A 21077-nucleotide genomic window follows, 5' to 3' on the forward strand; every position below is an offset into this window, starting at 1 on the left:
ATTATGCAAGTTCGAAGGTAGCCTCTTGAGTAGTGCAAACTTGGTTGCGCCCGTTCTTTTTGGCAAGATAAAGACTCTTATCGGCGGTTGCGATTAATTCATCCAGATCGCTCACATTGTAGTCCACGCTTGCTACGCCAATACTGACAGAGAAGAACAGCGATTTATTTCCGTCCGTTAATCTGATATTACTTGCTTTTTCTCGTATCCGTTCAGCAAAAGAAAACGCTTCTGGTAAGGAGGTTTCCCCCATAAACAGGACAAATTCCTCACCACCCCAGCGGGCTGCCACATCTGAAGTTCTGGCTTCCTTCATCAAAATTTGGGCTACTTTTTTTAGCACCACGTCGCCGTAGCTATGGCCAAAAACATCGTTGATTCTCTTGAAGTGATCGATATCTATCATCACCAGTGACATGGCGCGCTTTTTACGAATGCAATTATTCCAAATGGGCCGGGTCTGCCAGTAAAAAGCGCGACGATTGTTCATGCTGGTGAGGGGATCCAACATGGCAAGTTCCAATGCTTCCATTTTTTGGTGATTCAGAGTGCGGAATTGATCGGCAAGCGCGAATGCCAGTAATAGGGCGTCAATGGTTAACCCTATTTCTGCGGATCGGTGACCCAAAATACTATAGGGAATTAGCGCCTCAACGGTCAGTATGCTGAACATGGATGTGACTATATGGGTGACCGTGCCAAGTAGAAAAAAACGGGCGGCACGTTCACCAGCACGTAGTGAAAGCACTCCTAACAGGATCATGCCTATGCAATAAGCTTGCGTAAACATTAAGATTAATGAAATAGCCAGCGGATAGTTATGAGCCACGATTATTATCCCGGCTATCGTGCTAAGGCAGCCCGTGCTGATCCAGATTACCCAGTGATATAACCTGGGAAAAGCGAGTTTTATATCGAGGAAATGAAGAGCAAAAAGAAGGCCCGTAAAAGGGAATAGAAGATTAAAAATGAAGTGAGACGAGAATTGCCACTGAGGCGAGTTAGGCCAGAGCCAACGATAGCCGTGGCCAGTATAGGTGATATTCAATAGCAGGAATGCAGTCAGATAGGCGGAGTAATAAAAATATCGGGCGCTTTTAAGACTCAAGAAGAGTAGGAAGTTATAGGCAGCAAGCAAGGAGAGTCCACCATAAAGCAACCCATAGCTATAACCCTCTAAGAGATCCCTTTGATAGTCCTGGTCAGGGCTGGTGAGAAAAACCGGCAAGATCATGGGCTCGACGGTTGCGGCTCTGATTAAGACTAAGGTTTCCCCGGGAGGGAAAGGATAGTCAAAATCAAAGTACCGATCAGGGATAGGCCGCTGATGAAAAGGAAACATATCTCCGGTCTGGAATTCCTTGATCAGCCGATTATGCGCCAAAAAATAAACGTGGATTTTGTCTAGCCAGGAATTTTTGAGACTAAGCCGCCGAAGCAATGGAGCTTCAGTGTCATTTTTCACTTCTATAGCTAGCCAAATAGGATTGGAACCAATGCCGAAATTGAGTAGCTCATGGGATGAGGTTTTGAATACTCCATGGCGGTATTTTTGTGAGGCGGCGGCCATATCCAACGGTTGGGATTCTTGGAACCATGAAATAGACTTGCCGATCGGCGCGGTACTGGGTTGAGTAATGTTCAGCGTGCCTGCTTGAACAGGCATGAATATCAATCCGAAGAGGCCACAAAATATAAGCCATAAGGAAAACCGTAGAAATTGATATCTCAGCACCTATTCACCGAACTAGCTGTAAGAGGAAAATGCCAGGCAAATTTTTTGATTTCACCTGTTGCGCTCAATCCTATGTATGATAAGAAAACATAGAGCATCACGCGCTTTTCGGCGCCAGCACCACTATTTTATGCGCCATTTCATCTTCCTTGGATCACAGGAACCGCTGAATAATTCAGCGGTTCCTTAAAGAAAGGTAATGCTATTATCCAACGCTTTTGCCATCTAAGCTTAACAGAACCTGACTCAAATTTAGAAATCAAAAAGGTTTCGTAGAGGTTGGAAGTGAAATTTTTTGACTAACGTCTAGGTTAATGATGTTAAGCTGGTTTTTCATTATTCCGCCCGCAAACTCACCACAGGATCCAGTCTAGAAGCCCGCCAGGCTGGCATTACGCCACTAATCAGGCCAACGCTTATTGCAATTGCTTCTGCCAGCAGCGCGTAATCCCAATGGACGCGGGCGGGAATTTCCGGCACGAATAAAGCGATAAGTCCGGCCCCGCCGCTGCCGATGGCAAGTCCGGCGCTGCCGCCAAGCAGGGCCAATAGCATGGCTTCTCCTAAAAACAGCAGCAAGATTTGCCGGCGCCGCGCTCCCAAGGCCCTCAACAGGCCGATTTCGCCACGCCGTTCGGTGACGGCGACGGTTTGGATGGTGAGAATGCCGATGCCGCCGACGACCAATGATATTCCCCCCAAGGTCCCCACGGCCATGGTCAGCACGTCTAAAATCGAGCCCAGGGTTTCCAGCATTTGGTCCTGGGTAATCAAGGTGAAATCTTCCTGGCCATGGCGGCGGAGCAGTAATTCGCGTACCCGCTTGACTACCTGATTGCTGTTTAGTTCGGGACGGTAAAGGATATCGATTTCCATCAGGCTTTCCCGGTTGAAAATGCCGAGGGCGCGTTTGACCGGGATGTAAACCGCATCGTCCAAGTCGAATCCCAGCATTTTTCCCTTCGGCGCCGTGACTCCGACAATGCGGTAACTTTCCCCGGCGATACGAAGTCGCCGGCCCAACGGCGAGCGGGTTCCAAAAAGCGCATGCCGGACTTTGGTTCCCAACACCACCAAGGGACGATTGCCCGGGGGCAAAAAGCGGCCCACTGCCGGACGCATTTGCCAGACCTTAGGCAATTCGGGACCGACCCCGTATAAAGTAGTGCGGCGCGTGTGTTCGCCGGTCTTGACTTCCACATTGCCCATTACCATGGGGACCACGCCGAGTGCGTAAGGCAAACGGCGCAGGGCTCGGGCATCGTTCACCGTCAACGGTCTTACCGTGCTAATCAGGGCGGCAGAGGCGCCAAAGGTTTGGGATTTTCCTGGTGTCACCGCAACGAGATGGGTGCCAAATTGGGTGAATTGCGCCAGTACGAACCGTTCCACGCCGCCGCTAATGGCCGTGAGCAGGACCACCGCGGCAATGCCGATGGCAATCCCCAAGCCAGTGAGAAAGCTGCGGCTGCCATAGGCGGTTACCGACTTGAATATCAGAAAAAAATAATCGATGCCGCGCATATTAATGGGGATGCAGAGCGATTACCGGGTCAAGACGGGCTGCCCGCCGCGCCGGTAACAAGCCAAACATAAGCCCTGTGCCCAGGGCGACTACCGCCGCCATGGGCAAAGACCAAGGGGCAGCCTGCAGTGCTACAGCGGGCCAAAAACGATTGAGCACCGCCAGGGTACTCAGGGCCAGCGTCATGCCGCAACCGGCCCCTAGCAAGGACAAGACCAGAGCTTCAGCCAGGAACAATTGCAATATCCTGGCGGTGCTGGCGCCGAGGGCTTTCAAAAGGCCGATTTCCGGGGTGCGCTGGGCCACGGAAATCAGCATCACGTTCATAATCAAGATGCCGGCCACAATCAAGCTGATGGCGGCGATGCCCGCCACAGCGAGTGTCAGGCTTCGGAGAATGCGGTCAAAGGCTGACAGGATGGCGTCCTGGGTCAAGACGGTAATATCGTTTTCCCCTTCATGGCGGGTTTGAATGATGGTTTCGATGGCTTGTTTCGCCCGGGTAATCACATCTCGTCGGCTGGCCTGGACCAGGATACGGAACAAACCTGGGGTATTGAACAAAACTTGGGCGGAAGTGACTGGTATCACGGCGATTTTATCCAATTCCTCGCCCAGGGCGTGGCCGCTGCTTTGTAAAATCCCGATGACCCGGAAGCGGCGGTCGGCAATTCTTAGCCAACGCCCGAGGGCGGGCTCTTCGCGGAACAGTGCCTGTTTTATCGTCTTTCCCAGTACGACCACGGGGCGGCCACGATGGGGATCGCCGCCAGGCAGGAATTTTCCCTGCGCCATTTCCAGACGGCGAATCTCGAAAAAAGACGAGGTGGTGCCGATGATATTGCTTTCCCGGCTGCGGTTGCCATATTGCACCGGCGCGGAACCGACGACAATCGGCGCGACCCTTTCAATGGCGCTGCTGCGCAGCAACGCCAAGGCGTCGTCAAGAGTCAGGTCACGGGGCGTTTCACCAAGCAAAGGCGGTGGTCCACCCCGGGTTTCATTGCGGCCCGGCAGGACTATGAGAAGGTTGGTGCCAAGGCCGGCAAAGCGGTCCACAACATAACGCCTGGCACTGTCGCCCAGGGCGGTGAGCAGGATCACCGCGGCCGTGGCCACCGCCATTGCCAATAGTGTCAGGCCGGTCCTTAGCGGGTAGGCAGTCAGGGCATGAAAAGCAAAACCGAGCCGGTCACGGAATGTCATTGTCTGCCTGAGTCCAAAAGAATTTCCCCGTCACGCATTTCGATACGCCGATGGGCGCGGGCGCCCAATTCCCGGTCGTGGGTGACTAGAATCAGCGTGGGACCTTGACGGTTGAGGGTTTCCAAAACATCGATCACCTCCTGTCCGGAAGCGTGATCCAGATTGCCGGTCGGTTCATCGGCGAGGATCAAGGAAGGCCGCATGGCAATCGCCCGGGCAATGGCTACCCGCTGCTGTTGCCCGCCCGAGAGTTCCGCGGGACGGTGCCGGGCCCGGTCGCTGAGAGAAAAATTGCCAAGGAGTTCGTTGACCCTTTGGCGCCGTTGAGCGGCGGGAATGCCTGCCAGCATCATGGGCAGTTCTATATTTTCCGCGGCGGTCAATCGGGGAATCAAATGAAATACTTGAAACACAAAGCCGATCTTTTGTTGCCGCATCAGGGCCCGGGCTTCTTCGTCCAAGCTGGTGGTTTCCACCCCATCCAGCCGGTAGCTGCCCCGATTGGGGCGGTCGAGGAGGCCAAGGACATTGAGCAGCGTGCTTTTTCCCGAGCCCGATGGTCCCATGACAGACAGGTATTCGCCCGCCGCAATGGTCAGATTGATGGCGCGGAGCGCATGAACGGGTTCGCCGCCTACCCAAAAAGTGCGTTCAATGTCTTTCAGTTCAATCACGAGCTCTCATCCTGCTCAATGACCGCCGGCGCTCCCGCTTTCACGCCTTCCCGATCCAAGGAAATCACCACAAGTTCCCCTGCTTTTAATCCCTGTTTGATCTCGGTCCATTCCCAGTTACTGAGGCCGGTTTCAATTTGGCGCGCTTGTAAGCGGCTGGTGTCTTGATTGAAAATCAAGACAGTTTGATTTTCCTTGACCGCTTCGGTGGGAATGCGCAAAACACCGTCGCGGCGGGCGAGAATGATTTCCACGTCGGCGCTGTAGCCCGCGCGCTGGCGCTTTTCATCGCCGGGATTGACGAAATTGACTTCCACTTCCACGGTGCGGGCTTGTTTTTCCTTTTCCAGAACATAGGGGGCGATACGCCGCAGCCGCCCGGGAAAATGCTGCTTGCCAAAGGCGTCAATATGAATGCGGGTTTCAAGGCCGGGTTTGAGGTGGGCGCTGTCGATTTCGTCGATGGGCGCCGAGACATAGAAGCATCCACTGGCTATCAAATCGATGGCGGGGGGAGTGGCGACACCCGGCGGGGAAGGGGTGATATATTCACTGACTTCACCATAGACTTCTGCCACCACGCCATCAAAAGGCGCATATAACACCGTCTTGGCGAGTTGCGCTTGCGCCAATCTGAGTCGGGCTTGGCGGATGGCGACGGTCGCCCGGGCAGCTTGGCAATCTTGACTTTTGGCCTTGGCTTCGGTGGCGGTTTGATCGAACAGTTCTTGGGAGATCAGTTGCTTTTTCAGGAGGGGACGCAGCCTGGCTGCTTCCGTGCGGGCGTTGGCGGCTCGCAGGCATGCGGCTCTGGCGGTTGCCCGGGCGGTTTCTATTTCGCTTTCGGCCAAGGCGACCTGAGCTTTGAGATCTCGGTTCCACAGGCTTAGCAATAATTGCCCTTTTTTGACCTGATCCCCTTCGTGGACCCACAGGGATTCAATCTGACCGCCAATATTGGTGGAGAGGCGGCTGCGCTGGCACGCCTTGACGGTTCCCACCCGGGTGTTGGCCACGGTTTGCTCCACCACCCCGCGCGCCACTTTATGAACACGCACGGGTACCGGTTGCGGACGGGTGAAATACCATACCATGCCGCCAATGCCGGCGAGGCTGAGCAAAATAATAAGCAAAGGGCGTAAGGGTAATCGTGGCATGGTATTCACTCGGCAAAGCGCCAAGGCTCCGTCATCTACTCAAGCCGGGGCAGGTGGTCTGCTTCGAAAAACGCCGTGAATACGTCCTGTAGGCTCCACGCCGGCCTCCCTGCCGGCGAGGTTTTCGAATCAGACCACCTGCCCCTGCTATCAATACTTAACGCGTTTAAATGACGCGGTCCTTGAGCAGGTGCCGATCTGTATTACTTCTTAAAATGAAATGATGGTAAGCTAAGTCTACAGAATCCAACGCGCTGGAGGAATCATGTTGGAATGTTGCGGCCATGCCAATGCGGCGAGTGGATTATTTTCCCGTCTTGCCCGTTATTATCGCCTGCGTTACCAAATTTTTGGCTTGGAGAAAACCCAACGCCAGTTAGTGGCGGGATTGGACAAAGTGAGATACCAAGGCGCCAGCTTGTTGGAAATCGGCTGCGGGGTGGGGTATTTGCATCAATGGCTATTGCGGCATGGCGCCAGCAAGGCAACAGGCGTGGACTTGTCTGCCAGTATGTTGGCCGAGGCGGAGAAATTGGCCAGCCAGCAGGGCTTGGCAGACCGCGTGCGTTACCTCCAGGGGGACTTTCTAGCGATATCCAAGGATTTGGAATCGGCCGATATCACGCTCCTCGACAAAGTCATTTGCTGTTATCCCGATGCCAAGTCGTTGTTGGCATGCGCTGTGTCCCATACCAACAGAGCCATTGCCCTGACCTATCCCCGGGATATCTGGCTGACCCGCCTCAGCATCAAGTTACTGAATAGTTTTTTAGCCTGGCGCGGCAGTGAATTTCGCACCTTTGTCCATGATCCCCAAAAGATCGAACAATGGATCAACGCCCAGGGTTTTCGAAAGTGTTATCAGAACCAGACATGGACTTGGCTGACTCACGTGTATGAGCGTGAGTAGATAAAAGAATTTTAATAAGGAGTCAAAATGGGTTTACAACATGGCGGTTTATTCTTTAACATGCATATTATCTACTACATAAGCGAGCCGCTATTGTGATTGAACCCGTTGCCCTGGGGAATTTCTTTTTGTTTTTCTTTGATGCTGCTTTGGTCATTTTGGCGGCGTTTTGTTATGCGGCGTTCTATGCCTTGGGGCGGTTGCAAGGGAAAAAGGCTTTTTTGGTTATCGCCGCTGTCAGTTATGGGATACTGGCCATCGCTACCGCGGGATTGGCGGTGTTAGGCAATCTGAACGGGACGTGGCGGATTTTGGCGGTTCTGTTATTGGTAGGGTATGGGTTGGCGCCACTGTTGATTTGGCGATTGTGCGTGGCTACCCATGAAAGTGAAGCTGACTAAGAGGCTGTCTCAATATAGGGATCGGGATTGGCTTTTGGGAAACGCCGTTAACTCATCCCTGAGGGCTTGATGGTGGCCATCCAGGCCGCCAACATTCCCAAAAGCCAATCCCGATCCCCGCCATGATCTATCGAAATACATTCTAAAGGGGAGTGAATGATGGAAAACATACCATTTTGGGCATCAACCAATTTTTGGAAAAAAACGGCTATTTGGGTGACGGCGGGATCTTTCGTCGTCCTGATTTTTTTGACCTTTGACACCATGCGTCAAACCATGGCGGGTACGGTCCGGGTGCCAGATTATACCGTTATCAACAAGCACATCGATTATCAATACGATGAGAAACAAAGGCGTTCGGTGCCGGTCATTGCCGGGGAGGCGCCGCTGTTTGGCAAGATCATGGATGCGAGCGAGGCGGAAAAATGGGTTACGTTGGGGAAAAAGACCATCCAGGCAAAGAACTGTATGAATTGTCATACCTTGCTGGGCAACGGCGCTTATTATGCCCCGGATTTGACCAAGGCCTGGCTGGATCCCGCCTGGGGGCCGGAAGCGGTGCGTCCCCAATTGATGAAAATGTTTCTCATGGATCCGGAGGGCAATGCCAGGACTTACGGCACCGGACGCAAAATGCCCAATCTGGGCATCACCGAAGAAGAAGCCAAGGGCATTATCGCTTTTCTTAAATGGATGTCATCCATCAATACCAATGGATTTCCATATAACTTCAAGACTGGGGGGTGAAGGCTATGGTCAGAGCATTTGACAGTAATTATTTAAATGGCGGCCAAAAGCTGGCCATCAAATATTTTTCGGTGGCGGTGATTTTATTTTTCGCCCAACTGTTGTTTGGCTTGTTGGCCGGGGCGCAATATCTGCATCCCGATTTTCTTCACGGTATCCTGGATTTTAACGTGAACCGCATGGTCCATATCAACGCCATGATTGTATGGATGCTCTATGGGTTTATTGGATCGGTCTATTGGTTCCTGGAGGAAGAAAGCGGACGGGAAGTGGTCGGGTTGAAATTGGGCAACTTAGGGTTTTGGCTGTTGACCGCCGCAGTGACCGTCGTGGTGTTGGTTTATTTGTTGGTGCAGACCGGGCCTGGCAACGATTTTACCCGTTGGTTCATCAACGAAGGCCGTGAATATATCGAAGCGCCCCGGTGGGCGGATATCGGCATTGTTATAGTCATGCTGATATTCTTCTATAACGTTGCCATGACTTTCGCCAAGGGGAAATGGTCAGGTATCGCCGGAGTGTTGACTCTCGATCTGATTGCCCTGGCGGGCTTGTATTTGGCCGGGATGTTCTTTGTCACCAATATTTCCATCGACCAATATTGGTGGTGGTGGGTGGTCCACCTCTGGGTGGAAGCCACCTGGGAAGTGCTGGTGGGTTGTATGGTGGCCTGGAGCCTTATCCATATCCTGGGGGCGCGCCGCAAAATTGTCGAAACCTGGCTTTATATCGAAGTGGCGCTGATGTTCGGCTCGGGAATTCTGGGATTGGGACATCATTATTTTTGGGCCGGACAGCCTGAATACTGGCTATCCATTGGCGGCTTTTTCTCGGCTCTGGAGCCTATTCCGCTGGTGGCAATGGTGGTCCACTCTATCTATGATGCTGGGGTGCATCACTTGAAGAACCGCAACCATCCCGCTTTGGCATGGATTATCGCCCACACTTTCGGTAACTTTCTGGGAGCTGGCGTGTGGGGATTCATGCACACCTTGCCGCAGGTGAACCTCTATACCCACGGCACCCAATGGACCAGCTCGCACGGTCATTTGGCCTTCTTTGGCGCCTATGCCACGATTAATATTGCTTTCTTCTATTTGGCGGTACAGCGCTGGCGCGGCGATGTCTGGATGGGGGCCAATCTGCTCGGCGGCTGGCGTTGGAAATGGGCCATGACCCTATTGAGCGTGGGGGTGATGGGGATGACCATGGCGCTGTTGATTGCCGGTTACGAGCAATCTTTCATCGAACGCGCCCAAGGGGGCTCCACCTGGAGCGCCTACTTTGCCGCCCAGACCCATCCCTGGTTCGTGGAGTCCATGGCCTGGCGGATGTTGTTCGGCTGGGTAACCATTGCCGGGTTTGCGCTTTTGGTTTGGGATTTATTGACGGTCGGCAAATACGAAACCCGTGCGGTGGAAGCCTTGGAGGAAGAGCCTGCGTTGACATCGGCATAGATACATAGTTACATTACGATGTTGGGCGGTTTTTTTAGAATGCCGTAAATACATTCCAAACAAGCTAGCCGGCGGCCATCTAGGCCGTCGGCATCTCCACTAGTATCCGCCTTTCGTTCAGTGGTATGGATTCATCGGCATTTCCCTCAGTATAAAAGCAGGTATTCCCATGGAGGAAGAAGCTAACGGCAAAATCCCCATCGGCACTATTGCCGAAGTCCATGGCCCGGTGGTGGTGATTGCCTGTGACCGTCTTCCGCCACTGCACCAAGCGCTATGCGCGGCGCTGGATCACGAGGAATATACCTTCGAGGTCCACCAGCATCTGGATGAACGCCACGTGCGGGCGATTACCCTCCACCGGACCACTGGACTGCAGCGGGGGATGCCGGTGTATGACACTCAGGCTCCTCTTCATGTGCCGGTGACCGATGCCTGTTTGGGGCGGCTTCTCAATGTCTTTGGCGAGCCTTTGGACGGCCAGGCGCCGCTGGCAACCCAGGAATATCGCAACATTCACGCCCGGCCCGCGGCCCTCAGCGAGGCGGTGGGCATCACGGGTATTCTCGAGACCGGCATCAAGGTCATCGATTTGCTGTGCCCTTTTGTCCGGGGCGGCAAGACTGGCTTGTTTGGCGGCGCTGGCGTGGGGAAGACGGTGCTGATTATGGAATTCATGCACGCGGTGATTTCCCTGCATCAAGGGGTGTCGGTGTTTGCCGGCGTCGGGGAGCGCATCCGCGAAGGACACGAGTTGTGGAAAGAGCTGCAAGCCGCCGGGGTGATGGAGAAATCCCTGTTGGTGTTCGGGCAAATGGACGAATCTCCCGGAGTGCGTTTCCGGGTCGGCCTGACGGCACTGACCTATTCCGAATATCTGCGGGACTCTTTACACAAGGAAGTCCTGTTTCTGGTGGATAATATTTTCCGGTTCGTCCAGGCTGGCAGCGAAATTTCCAGCTTGCTGGGGAGAATGCCCGCCACCGTCGGCTATCAACCCACCTTGAATACCGAAGTGGCGGAAATCGAAGAGCGGATCGTTTCCACCCAAAAGGGCGCGGTCACTTCGGTGCAAGCGGTCTACGTGCCCGCTGATGATATGACCGATCCTGCCGTCAGCGCCATCCTCAGCCATCTCGACACCACCGTGATTTTGTCCCGGGCAATCGCTGCCCAAGGGCTTTATCCGGCGGTGGACCCGCTACGTTCCGGCAGCAAAATGATGGACCGCCATTTTTTGGGTGACCGCCATTACACTATCGCCGAGGGGGTAAGGGAACACTTGGCCCGCTATGCCGAGCTTCAGGATGTGATTGCCATGTTGGGATTGGAAGAACTTTCACTGGAAGATCGCCGTATCGTCCACCGGGCCCGGCGTCTGCAACGGTATTTGACCCAGCCCTTTCACGTCACCGCCCATTACACCGGCATCAAGGGGGCATCCGTGCCCTTGGAGAAGACGCTGGAAGATTGCGAGGGCTTTCTGGCGGGTAAATATGACGATCTTGCCGAAGAAGCTTGTTATATGCGCGGGACAATGGAATCATGAACGGAAAGATGGTGCTGCATTTACAAGACGCCACCCATACGGAGCAGATCGACAATGTCGCCGCTTTCTGGGGCCGTGACGGAACCGGCAGTTTCAGCCTGTGGCCGGGCCACGTGCGGATGATGACCTCGCTGGAGTTTGGCTTGGCCCGTTTCCGCACCGGCCAGGATTGGGAATATTTGGCTTTGCCGGGAGCGCTTTTGTATTTGATTGACAATCAAATTTATCTGAGCACCCGCCGTTTCATCCGCGACCGGAATTTGGACCAGATCAGCGCTGTTCTGGAAACCCAGTTGGCCAAAGAGGAACAGCAATTGCGGCAAATCAAGCAAAGCCTCCACAAAATGGAGGAGGAAATGTTCAAACGCTTGTGGGAGTTGGGAAGGAAATACCGTGTCTGATTCACGGGGCGATCTGCAATTGTGGCCCCGGATAATCAAGCGCCAGGTTCAGCGTATCAAACGGGCGGCGGAAGAAGAACGCACCCTGCTGGCGCAGTTGACGTATCTGGGGACCGCGGGACTGGTTTTGGTTCTGCCAGTGGTGGCCGGTGCTTATCTTGGCCGTTGGCTTGACAGCTTGTTGCCCGGCTATTCGTTTCAATGGACCTTGAGCCTGATCCTGGTGGGGCTGGCGCTGGGCATTGTCAATCTCTGGTTGTTGTTCCGGGAGGATTGATGGGCGGCGAGATATTTCCCCGCGTCTTGTTTTCCTTAGGGCCGGTGCAATTGACCGATACTTTCTTGACCGCCCTGGCGCTGACTTTTTTTCTCTGGCTCGCGGGGTGGTGGCTGGCCCGGCGGCATGCATTGAAACCGGGATTGCTTCAGACCGCCATAGAGGGAGCGGTGCTGGCGATGGAAGACGCGGTCCGCCAGGTGCTACCCCAGCACGTGGCATTGGTGGCGCCTTTCATTATGGGATTGTGGTGGTTCCTGTTGGCGGCCAATTTGATTGGCCTGATTCCCGGATTGCAATCCCCCACCCGGGATTTGTCGATTACCTCGGCCCTGGCGCTGTTGGTTTTCTTATCGGTGCATTGGTTTGGCATCCGCAGCCAGGGAATCAAACGTTATTTGATTCATTATGTCCGGCCTTTTCCTTTTTTGCTCCCTTTTCATTTGGTGAGCGAGATCAGCCGCACGGTAGCCTTGGCGGTGCGCTTGTTCGGCAATATGATGAGCCTGGATCTGGTGGCGTTGATTGTATTGATGTTGGCGGGTTTTTTGGTGCCGGTGCCAATTTTGATGCTGCATATCGTGGAGGCGCTGGTGCAGGCGTATATTTTCGGAATGTTGGCGTTGGTTTATATTGCCGGGGGGATTCAATCCCATATCCGGCGGGAAACGATGGAAGAGAGGGGCAGTTGAAATGGCGCATGATATGACGTGGATCGTATTGGGCTCGACGGTAGCGGCGGCTTTGGGCATTGGTATCGGTGTCTTGGGGCCGGGATTGGGGATGGGGCGGGCCATTGCCCAAGCCCTGGATGCCTTGGCCAGGCAACCGGAGGCAGAAAAGATTTTGATGCGGACCTTATTCATCGGCCTGGCGATGATTGAGTCGCTGGCCATTTATTGCCTGGTGATTATCCTGATTATCTTATTCCGCAATCCGTTGTTGGAATACGTTCTCTGACATGGAAATCAACTGGTCCACCTTTGTCCTGGAAATCATCAATTTCCTGGTTCTGGTATGGCTGCTCAAGCGCTTTTTGTATTTGCCGGTCAAACAGACCATCGAGCGCCGTCAACAAGCCATCGAAGCCAGATTAACCGAAGCCGACCGCCTCAAACAGGAAGCCGAGGCAATGAAGGCCCGTTACGAAAACCGTCTGGCGGATTGGGAAAAAGAAAAAAAACAGGCCTGGAAGGCGCTGCAACAAGAAATCGAGGCCGAGCGCCAGCGCCGCCTCCAGGCTATTGAACAGGAATTGGCCGAGGTCCGTAAAAAGGCGGAAGTGGTCTGGGAGCAGGAAAAGCGTGAATGGCGCCGCCATGCCGAACAACAAGCCCTGAAACTAGGGGCGGCTTTTGTTGCCAAGTTGCTCGAGCGTCTGGCGGATGAACACCTTCACCAAAGACTGATCACCCTGTTGCTGGAAGATTTACACCAATGGCCGAAGGACCATCGTCAAACCTTGCGACGGGAGTATCAAAGCAACCCTGGGCCAATCCGGGTCATCTCCGCGTATCCGCTTTCCACGTCACATCAACAAGCTTTGACAAACGCCCTTGAACAATTTCTGGGGGATGATCTGGAAATTCACTTCGTCGAAGACGCTTCTTTAATGGCCGGGGTGCGTATGGATCTGGGCGCCTATGTGATCCGCGCCAACCTCAAGGATGAATTGGAGTTCTTCGCCCATGGCCACCTCTGACCACGAACAAAATACACTAATCCGGGCGCTGCAAGCGCGCTTGCAACAGTATTCACTTCAGCCCCGCCTGGTGGAGCAGGGGACGGTGCTCTCGGTGGGTGACGGCATTGCCTGGATTGCGGGGCTGCCTTCTGCGGCCATGGATGATCTATTGGCGTTCGACGATGGCAGCGAGGGAATGGTGTTTGCCCTGGATCAAACCCGGGTAGGGGCGATTCTGTTGCGAGAAACCGATCAACTCACCGCCGGGACCGTGGTCCACCGGGCCGGGCGTATTCTGAGTATTCCAGTGGGGGATGCGCTGTTGGGCAGGGTGGTGGATCCTTTGGGCAATCCCCTCGATGGCCTGGAGCCGCCGGTGTGCGCCGTGCAGCAACCCCTGGATGCCCCTTCTCCTCCCATCATCGAACGGGACTTCGTCCAGACCCCTTTGTATACCGGCGCCAAAATCATCGATACCATGATTCCCATCGGGCGGGGGCAACGTCAGCTCATTATCGGCGACGAGGGTACCGGGCGCAGCTCTTTGGCTCTGGATACCGTTATCCATCAGCGCGGCCAGCATGTGAATTGTATTTATGTGCTGATTGGGCAAAAGCGCTCCAGCGTGGTGGCTACCTTGGAAACCCTGCGCAAATTCGGTGCCATGGAATACACCACGGTTGTCGTCGGCGAGGCTTTCGCCCTGCCCGGGCTCAAATATCTGGCGCCCATGGCGGGCTGCGCGATTGCCGAATATTGGATGCGCCGGGGCCGGGACACTCTGGTGGTCTATGACGATCTGAGCACCCACGCCTATACTTACCGGGAACTCTCATTGTTGCTGCGCCGGCCTCCCGGGCGGGAAGCCTATCCAGGGGATATTTTTTATCTCCACTCGCGCCTGCTGGAGCGTTCCACCCGCCTGTCGGCGGATTATGGCGGTGGCAGCATGACTGCCTTGCCCATCGTGGAAACCAAACAGGGAGAAATCGCCGCCTATATTCCCACCAATCTGATTTCCATTACCGATGGCCAGATTTATCTCGATCAACATCTCTTTGCCGCCGGTTTCCGGCCCGCTATCGATATCGGTAGATCGGTTTCCCGCATAGGCGGCAAGGCCCAGCATCCCAGGATCAAAGAAGAAGCGGGGCAGATGAAGTTGGACTATCTCCAATTTCTGGAACTAGAAGTCTTCACCCGCTTTGGCGCCAAGCTGGAAGAAACCATGGCGCGTAAACTCCATCGTGGCCGCATTTTGCGCGAGATTCTCAAGCAGGACCGTTTGCATCCACTGCCCATAGAATTTCATCTGGCCTGGCTGATTGCTTTCAATGAAGGTCTGTTCGATGCGTTTTCTCCGCCAGAGGCCGCTGCTAAGCTGCCAATGCTCGAAGACAAGGTTCAAGCTGCTGGTTTGCGCCTGGAAGATCCCAGGGAGGTTTGGGTGCGGCACCTGCAGGACTGGTTGCAGACATGACCCGGCGCCGGGAGGTGGAAACCCACCTGCAAACCTTGGGTGAGATCCGCGAGATCATGGCGGCGATGAAAAACCTGTCCTTTATGGAAACCCGCAAATTGTCGGCATTTATTGAAGCGCAACAACAAGCCGTGCAATCCATTGAAAGAGCCGGTGCCGATTTTCTGCATTTTTACCACGATTTTACGCCTGTTCCCAAATCAGGGCCCATGATCTTTGTCATTGTGGGTTCCGAGCGGGGTTTCTGCGGTGACTACAACGAAGCGCTGATAGAACGGGTAATAATGCACTGTCAAAAATTACAGTGCCAGCCCTTTTGGCTGCCGGTGGGAAGCAAGCTGGGGGAAAAACTGGCGGAAGACAGCAGGGTGATTACCAGTTTGGCAGGGGCGGCCGTGGCTGAAGAAGTGCCTCCCGTCCTGCAACAAGTGGTGGAAACCTTAGATCAATTGGAACGCACAAAGCAAATTGCCGGGGTATCGGCCATCTACCACACCGTCGATGAAATCAGGAGGACTTCACTCCTGCCGCCCTTCCAATCCCTGGAGGTGCCGCCGCCGGAAAAAGCCGGTCCCCCTTTTTTATATCTCCCCCCCCAGCAATTTTTGACCGAACTGACCGACCATTACCTTTTCGCCGCTCTTCACGCCCTGTTCTACAGCGCGCTACTGGCCGAACACCAGCGGCGTATCCAACACCTGGAAGGCGCACTCAAGCGTCTGGATGAACAAACCGAGAAACTCAAGATTCAACGCAACATCCTAAGGCAAGAAGAGATCACTGAAGAAATTGAACAAATCCTCCTCAGCGCCCAGGCTGTGGCAACGGAATTGGCGGTGAAAAAACATCGTGGTAACTGCCAGTGGCCTCATGGGTGGTCTTCTTCCGGCATGGGCGAGTAGTTGCCCATCGTGAATCCAAGCATGGCAGTGCGGTAAGCAAATTTGTGGTTTTCTATTGAGACTCGAACTGAGAAGAGAAGCTCAACCTCGCCGTGATGTTAAAATGAAATCGTTGATGAATTCACTGGTCTGTTTCAGAATCCACCTTGTATAACCAATACTTTAATTTCCAGGAACCGCCTTTTTCCATTGCCCCCGATCCTGCCTTTTTGTATATGAGCCGCCGCCATCAGGAAGGTTTGGCGCATTTGTTGTACGGAATTAATAGCGGTGGCTTCGTGGTGTTGACCGGGGAGGTGGGGACCGGAAAAACGACCCTTTGTCATGGTTTATTACAACAATTACCCGATGATGTTGATATAGCGCTGATTCTGAATCCAAAATTGAATTCTTTGGAATTATTGGCCAATATTTGTGATGAACTGGGAATTGACTATAACCCGGAAAAAGCGGGCCTGAAAGACTTTACCGATTTACTGAATACTTACTTGCTGGACGCCCACGCCCGTGGCAGACGTACCGTGCTTTTGATTGACGAGGCACAAAATCTTAGTATGGAGGTATTGGAACAAATACGCTTGTTGACCAATCTGGAAACCTCCAAAACCAAACTCCTGCAAATTGTGTTGGTTGGGCAGCCGGAACTCAAAAGAATTCTGAGTCAAAAGGAGCTGCGCCAGCTCAATCAACGTATTACCGCCCGCTATCATCTTGAGCCCCTGGATTTGGAAGAAACCCAACTATATATCAAACACCGCCTGGTCATCAGCGGTGGCGAGGAAAATGTTTTTAAAAAGAGCGCGATTAAGCGTATTTATACCCTGTCTCAGGGTATTCCCCGATTGATTAATCTTCTTTGTGACCGCGCCTTGCTGGGTGCGTATGCAAGCGGGGTGAAAACCGTCACCCCAAAAATAGTTGAGCAAGCGGCAAAGGAAGTCCTGGAATCCGAAAACAAGCCATATAGGCGCATATCTTTGTTGTTTTTTCTACTGATTCTGGTGACTGCAGGCTTGTTTATGTTCAATTTAAACCCTTCGTTTTTTAGTTCGGTTTTTACTGACAAGGCCATTGTTGTCGCCGAAAATCGCACTAAAACTGAAACACCAGTAGAGGAAGCGCCAATAGAGGATTTTATTTCCCTGAAAGCGGAAAACATACTGAGCCCTGAAAAATTCGCTATACCTTCATTACCAACCGCAAAGGAGAGGGCGCCGGAAACAACCGCTGAAAACTTTTCTGAATATATCAGCAACCCAGAATTATCTTTTGAAAATGCGTTTGCTCAAGCACTCGCCCTTTGGGGTGAAAAGGCACCACATGGTAAAAAAATTGACTGTGATTCTCTTAAGCAAAAAGGATTACGGTGCTTAATCGATCATGGTTCCTTGAAAGATGTTCTGAAGTATAACCGGCCGGCAGTTTTGGAGTTTTCCCTGCCGGATGGACGAAAACGTCATGCACTATTGATTGGAATGGATCGGGGCTACCCGATCATTCGCTCCGTTGATGGCAAAGATCTCACGTTTCCTCTGGAGGAAGTGCTTAAATTCTGGCAGGGTTATTATTTGATTTTATGGAAATCGCCGTTAATTCATAATATGAAAGGGATTTATCCCGGACAAGCTTCTCCTAATGTCTTGTGGCTGAGAAAGCAAATGGATCGGATTGATGGGCAAGATTCCATCGATGTCCCCCAACCAGATGTCTTTGATACACGGTTGGAGGACCGTGTCAAAACATTCCAGAAGCTTCACGGTTTACAACAGGACAGTATTGTGGGGTCAAGAACCATGATCATTCTGCAAAATAGCATTCAAGCAGAAAACTTCCCTAAACTGAAATATCTAAAATAAGCTATGTCCTACATACTCAAAGCTATTCGCAAAGCAGAACTGGAAAGACAGCGGGACAATAAAGCCGATTTAAAAAATGCAATTTTACAGTCACAACAACCACCACCAGAAAAACACAAGCATCGATTGCTCATTATATTATTAATCTGTAACTTGACAGCTTTCTTGCTGTTTTTTTGGTATCACCAGCGGCAAAATAAAGCCAAAAAGACTGATACCGTGGCAACCATCGAATCGATCACACTTGCCAGGCAAAATCCCCCCGCCTTTTCGAAAACAGGGATAATTAAATCGAGTAAGCATTCTTCAGAGCAGGTAAAAAAAACTAAAGTGGCCTCAGTTGAGAATAAAGTTTCCCTTGAGACACTGCTGGAAAAGAAACCAGTTAGAGGTGAGGAAAAATCGAAAACCAAAATTACTACAGAAAGCCTCAAGCCGAAAATCTCAACCAATCATAAATCAATTATCGTAGCTAAAAAACCAAAAACAGCGCTGGTCAAAGACCAGTCAAAACCTATTGTAAACGAAGACAACACTAATATTAAATCTATAAAAACTTCGTCAAATTCTCAAATTGTTCAGTCACACCCAAGTGTAAACCGAAAAATTTATACTGAACAACGCATTCCATTTCTTGACGAACTTCCACTCAGCTTTCAACATATGGTTCCGAAGCTGAATATCAACGTTCATGCCTATTCAGATGACCCTCAAGAACGTTTTATTATTGTCGATATGGTTCGTTATGAAGAAGGTCAAAAAGTCACTCAAGATTTAAAATTAGAAGAAATCAGACCCGATGAACTGGTACTCACTTTCTCTGGGAAAACATTCCGTATAAAACGCCCTTGATTGTCAGGTGTCGATAGATTATTTAGTGGTAATTTAATCGAACCAGAACAGTGTGCTAACAAAACCTATCCTTCGGTATGTTTTATTCTACTTTGGTATGGTAGGTATCGTGCTTCATAAAAAACTATATTGAAATCGAAGAATAATATGCATAGAAACCTTGTGCTGGCATGTATTAAAGAATTATGATTAGTAATAATAGGATAAAAATAAAGGTATGGCGCATAGCTGTATATAAAAAATTAAGGGAAATAAAGGGTGTTATGAAACATTATGAGATTTGATGGCAAGCTAATGTCAGGCACAGGTCTAGATAAATTTGTTTCAAGAATAAATAATTCTTGGATCGTTTCTTTAATTGTTTTATTTTTATGTATAGTAGCGGTCTTGATACTATATGAAGAAACATTTGTTGAGATGGTGGAAATTTGGCGGGATCATGGAGCATTTACTTATGGATATTTAATACTTCCGATATCACTTTGGTTGCTATGGCGAAATCGCATTAATCTTTCCTATTTAAATCCAAACCCTGAGTTGAGAGGGTTGATTTTGCTTTTGATTTTCTGCGTAGTTTGGTTAATAGCGGATTTGTTGGGTTTTTCCTATATCAAGCAGTTGGCTTCAGTCGCTTTGCTAATTTCATTGTTCCTATGTGTGTTAGGCGCCTCTGTATTTAAGCATATGCTTTTTCCATTGCTTTTTTTGTTGTTTTTAGTCCCGCCTGTAAATCTTCATAATTATCTCGTGCCAATAATGATGGAGGTTTCCGCTGATATTGCGGAATTTTTGCTGCAAATAACTGGGGTATCAGTGTATAGAGAAGGGACAACACTTCATACCCCAACGGGTAATTGGTATGTGGCTCCAGCATGTAGTGGGACTCAATATTTAATAACCTCTGTAATTATAGGGTGTGTGTTTGCATATATTGCTTATAAAAACAATAATAAAAGGTTGGTTTTTATATCTATATCAGCATTGCTTCCTATTATCGGTAATGGGTTGCGTATTTACAGCACGATCATGTTAGGTGCTTTAAGTGGAATGAATGTAGCCATTACCTTTGATCATGTTTTTTATGGGCTTATTTTTTTTGGGATAATTGTTTCTGTAATGTTTTTTATCGGGTCTTTCTGGTGGGAATACGATTCGTCTGATAATGCAAAATACCAGTCATGTAAAACTAAGGAAAGTAATAATGTTTTTATGTCCAGTAATATTTATAATCTTATAAAGACAGGAGTCTTTGTTGTTTTAATTTCACTAAGTTTTCCCTTGGTCGCCCATAAAATAAAACATGATTTTACTCAGCAACCTGCAAGAATTAATATTCCTTTAGCGATGGCTGGATGGAAGGTGAATTACGAAAAATCATCGGCCTGGTATCCTGTTATTGAGCAAGCAAGATCGGAAATGTATCAGTCATATATAAAAGGAGATAAAGAGGTTGTGCTTTATGTGGGGGAGCTTGAACCTTTTTTTGATGTTTCTAAGGTTTCACCTGCTGGTTCTGTAAGGAATATTGAGTCGCAGCTTAAAATTGTCAAGCGAAGATTGACGTTGCCAATAGGTGATTTTGATGTAAAGGAAAAGGTGGTAAATTCAATTGATATAAATTCAGGGGGTATTAAAAAGCTAGTTATTTGGTATTGGTATTTTTTTGATAAAACAAATACAATCAATAAACCAGAAGTTAAGCTCTTAGAAACAATTTCTGCTTTAAAGGGGGATCGTAAGCGAACATACTTAATTGTTGTTGCTTCACCCATTAAAAGCGATATTCCAAGCGCCCGTCTGGCGTTATTTTCTTTTATATATGATACCTTTTATGAATTGGAAATGTACTTATAAAATTTCTCTATCTCATCTCTCCTGCCTTTTCATTTTCATTAAGAGTTAAACCTGTTAGTTGAATTGGCCCTTGGAATTTTATGGGATTTCTTCAATGTAAGTACGGCCAATGGGGGTTTGAACGTAAAGGCTTTTGCCGTTCACCTTGGTCCAAAAATAGTAGTAACCCTTGGCAGGTTCGGAAGTCACCTTGCCATTGCGGACAATCCAACTTTTCACATGCGGGCCGTCGGCATAAGTGACTTTGTAATTGCCTTCCAGCCAGGTCACCCCGATGCGAGCGAGCCGATTCTGTTGTTCTTCACTGCAGGCAATAAGCCCCAGGCTCGCGGTAACCAAAAGTATTCCTATGAGTTTTAGCATTTGTGTTCCTTGTGACTTAGTCAATAGGGGCTATTGTAACGCCGCAA

At 50.7% G+C, this 21077-nt stretch carries 21 protein-coding genes; 15 read left to right on the plus strand and 6 right to left on the minus strand.

The genetic code is table 11. The annotated features are described in order from the left end of the window. Position 1 precedes the first annotated feature (1 nt). From AXA67_12370 to AXA67_12390, 5 genes are all read right to left on the minus strand, one after another. The gene (locus AXA67_12370; GenBank protein ID KXJ39844.1) at positions 2-1666 is read right to left on the minus strand and encodes a hypothetical protein; all 1665 of its coding nucleotides are present in this window, start codon (positions 1664-1666) and stop codon (positions 2-4) included. Between the two features lie 405 nt (positions 1667-2071). After that, positions 2072-3259, minus strand: a complete 1188-nt coding sequence (locus AXA67_12375; protein ID KXJ39845.1) for a peptide ABC transporter permease — start codon at positions 3257-3259, stop codon at positions 2072-2074. A gap of 1 nt (position 3260) precedes the next feature. Continuing rightward, positions 3261-4466 carry a peptide ABC transporter permease gene (locus AXA67_12380; protein KXJ39846.1) on the minus strand — a complete coding sequence of 402 codons (1206 nt, stop codon included), beginning with the start codon at positions 4464-4466 and terminating at the stop codon, positions 3261-3263. Then, entirely contained in the window at positions 4463-5140 is a 678-nt protein-coding gene (locus AXA67_12385; protein KXJ39847.1) for a macrolide ABC transporter ATP-binding protein, read from the minus strand. Before AXA67_12385 ends, AXA67_12380 begins: the two co-directional genes overlap by 4 nt. Further along, positions 5137-6297, minus strand: coding sequence for an efflux transporter periplasmic adaptor subunit (locus AXA67_12390; protein KXJ39848.1), 1161 nt, complete (start codon positions 6295-6297; stop codon positions 5137-5139). Before AXA67_12390 ends, AXA67_12385 begins: the two co-directional genes overlap by 4 nt. 265 nt (positions 6298-6562) lie before the next feature. Between AXA67_12390 and AXA67_12395 the strand changes: the two genes are divergently transcribed. The 15 genes from AXA67_12395 to AXA67_12465 all read left to right on the plus strand — a co-directional run bounded on the left by AXA67_12395 (position 6563) and on the right by AXA67_12465 (position 20667). Further along, the gene (locus AXA67_12395) at positions 6563-7207 is read left to right on the plus strand and encodes a hypothetical protein (protein KXJ39849.1); all 645 of its coding nucleotides are present in this window, start codon (positions 6563-6565) and stop codon (positions 7205-7207) included. 95 nt (positions 7208-7302) lie between these two features. Beyond that, on the plus strand, positions 7303-7608 hold the full coding sequence (locus AXA67_12400; GenBank protein KXJ39850.1) for a hypothetical protein: 306 nt from the start codon (positions 7303-7305) through the stop codon (positions 7606-7608). A gap of 156 nt (positions 7609-7764) precedes the next feature. Next, the gene (locus AXA67_12405) at positions 7765-8355 is read left to right on the plus strand and encodes a cytochrome C (GenBank protein ID KXJ39851.1); all 591 of its coding nucleotides are present in this window, start codon (positions 7765-7767) and stop codon (positions 8353-8355) included. A gap of 5 nt (positions 8356-8360) precedes the next feature. Next, complete coding sequence (locus AXA67_12410; GenBank protein KXJ39852.1) at positions 8361-9812, plus strand: nitric-oxide reductase; 1452 nt, start codon at positions 8361-8363, stop codon at positions 9810-9812. 169 nt (positions 9813-9981) lie between these two features. After that, entirely contained in the window at positions 9982-11361 is a 1380-nt protein-coding gene (locus tag AXA67_12415; protein ID KXJ39853.1) for an ATP synthase subunit beta, read from the plus strand. After that, positions 11358-11762, plus strand: a complete 405-nt coding sequence (locus AXA67_12420) for an ATP synthase F0F1 subunit epsilon (GenBank protein KXJ39854.1) — start codon at positions 11358-11360, stop codon at positions 11760-11762. The genes AXA67_12415 and AXA67_12420 overlap by 4 nt, the downstream gene beginning before the upstream one ends. Then, complete coding sequence (locus tag AXA67_12425; protein KXJ39855.1) at positions 11755-12039, plus strand: ATP synthase; 285 nt, start codon at positions 11755-11757, stop codon at positions 12037-12039. The genes AXA67_12420 and AXA67_12425 overlap by 8 nt, the downstream gene beginning before the upstream one ends. Next, positions 12039-12731 carry an ATP synthase subunit A gene (locus AXA67_12430; GenBank protein ID KXJ39856.1) on the plus strand — a complete coding sequence of 231 codons (693 nt, stop codon included), beginning with the start codon at positions 12039-12041 and terminating at the stop codon, positions 12729-12731. Before AXA67_12425 ends, AXA67_12430 begins: the two co-directional genes overlap by 1 nt. Before the next feature lies 1 nt (position 12732). Then, positions 12733-12999, plus strand: a complete 267-nt coding sequence (locus tag AXA67_12435) for an ATP F0F1 synthase subunit C (GenBank protein ID KXJ39857.1) — start codon at positions 12733-12735, stop codon at positions 12997-12999. A gap of 1 nt (position 13000) precedes the next feature. Next, positions 13001-13741 carry a hypothetical protein gene (locus AXA67_12440; protein KXJ39858.1) on the plus strand — a complete coding sequence of 247 codons (741 nt, stop codon included), beginning with the start codon at positions 13001-13003 and terminating at the stop codon, positions 13739-13741. A 19-nt stretch (positions 13742-13760) separates the two neighbouring features. Continuing rightward, complete coding sequence (locus AXA67_12445) at positions 13761-15203, plus strand: ATP synthase subunit alpha (protein KXJ40182.1); 1443 nt, start codon at positions 13761-13763, stop codon at positions 15201-15203. Next, complete coding sequence (locus AXA67_12450) at positions 15200-16105, plus strand: hypothetical protein (protein KXJ39859.1); 906 nt, start codon at positions 15200-15202, stop codon at positions 16103-16105. Before AXA67_12445 ends, AXA67_12450 begins: the two co-directional genes overlap by 4 nt. A 146-nt stretch (positions 16106-16251) precedes the next feature. Next, positions 16252-17961: a hypothetical protein gene (locus tag AXA67_12455; protein ID KXJ39860.1), complete on the plus strand. Its 1710-nt coding sequence runs from the start codon at positions 16252-16254 to the stop codon at positions 17959-17961. 3 nt (positions 17962-17964) lie between these two features. Next, positions 17965-18813: a hypothetical protein gene (locus AXA67_12460; protein ID KXJ39861.1), complete on the plus strand. Its 849-nt coding sequence runs from the start codon at positions 17965-17967 to the stop codon at positions 18811-18813. Positions 18814-19086: 273 nt separating this feature from the next. Beyond that, a complete protein-coding gene (locus AXA67_12465) occupies positions 19087-20667 on the plus strand; it encodes a hypothetical protein (GenBank protein ID KXJ39862.1) in 1581 nt (526 codons plus the stop codon). Between the two features lie 78 nt (positions 20668-20745). Here the strand turns inward: AXA67_12465 and AXA67_12470 are convergent, their stop codons facing one another. Continuing rightward, on the minus strand, positions 20746-21030 hold the full coding sequence (locus AXA67_12470) for a hypothetical protein (protein KXJ39863.1): 285 nt from the start codon (positions 21028-21030) through the stop codon (positions 20746-20748). Between the last annotated feature and the right edge of the window lie 47 nt (positions 21031-21077).

The sequence above is a fragment of the Methylothermaceae bacteria B42 genome (genome assembly GCA_001566965.1).
Lineage (GTDB): Bacteria > Pseudomonadota > Gammaproteobacteria > Methylococcales > Methylothermaceae > Methylohalobius.

Bases quoted from the DNA above. Each gene is read 5' to 3' on its own strand.
- AXA67_12370 (KXJ39844.1), bottom strand. From the start codon at position 1,666: ATGCCTGTTCAAGCAGGCACGCTGAACATTACTCAACCCAGTACCGCG.
- AXA67_12375 (KXJ39845.1), bottom strand. From the start codon at position 3,259: ATGCGCGGCATCGATTATTTTTTTCTGATATTCAAGTCGGTAACCGCC.
- AXA67_12380 (KXJ39846.1), bottom strand. From the start codon at position 4,466: ATGACATTCCGTGACCGGCTCGGTTTTGCTTTTCATGCCCTGACTGCC.
- AXA67_12390 (KXJ39848.1), bottom strand. From the start codon at position 6,297: ATGCCACGATTACCCTTACGCCCTTTGCTTATTATTTTGCTCAGCCTC.
- AXA67_12395 (KXJ39849.1), top strand. From the start codon at position 6,563: ATGTTGGAATGTTGCGGCCATGCCAATGCGGCGAGTGGATTATTTTCC.
- AXA67_12405 (KXJ39851.1), top strand. From the start codon at position 7,765: ATGATGGAAAACATACCATTTTGGGCATCAACCAATTTTTGGAAAAAA.
- AXA67_12410 (KXJ39852.1), top strand. From the start codon at position 8,361: ATGGTCAGAGCATTTGACAGTAATTATTTAAATGGCGGCCAAAAGCTG.
- AXA67_12415 (KXJ39853.1), top strand. From the start codon at position 9,982: ATGGAGGAAGAAGCTAACGGCAAAATCCCCATCGGCACTATTGCCGAA.
- AXA67_12420 (KXJ39854.1), top strand. From the start codon at position 11,358: ATGAACGGAAAGATGGTGCTGCATTTACAAGACGCCACCCATACGGAG.
- AXA67_12430 (KXJ39856.1), top strand. From the start codon at position 12,039: ATGGGCGGCGAGATATTTCCCCGCGTCTTGTTTTCCTTAGGGCCGGTG.
- AXA67_12435 (KXJ39857.1), top strand. From the start codon at position 12,733: ATGGCGCATGATATGACGTGGATCGTATTGGGCTCGACGGTAGCGGCG.
- AXA67_12440 (KXJ39858.1), top strand. From the start codon at position 13,001: ATGGAAATCAACTGGTCCACCTTTGTCCTGGAAATCATCAATTTCCTG.
- AXA67_12450 (KXJ39859.1), top strand. From the start codon at position 15,200: ATGACCCGGCGCCGGGAGGTGGAAACCCACCTGCAAACCTTGGGTGAG.
- AXA67_12460 (KXJ39861.1), top strand. From the start codon at position 17,965: ATGTCCTACATACTCAAAGCTATTCGCAAAGCAGAACTGGAAAGACAG.
- AXA67_12465 (KXJ39862.1), top strand. From the start codon at position 19,087: ATGAGATTTGATGGCAAGCTAATGTCAGGCACAGGTCTAGATAAATTT.
- AXA67_12470 (KXJ39863.1), bottom strand. From the start codon at position 21,030: ATGCTAAAACTCATAGGAATACTTTTGGTTACCGCGAGCCTGGGGCTT.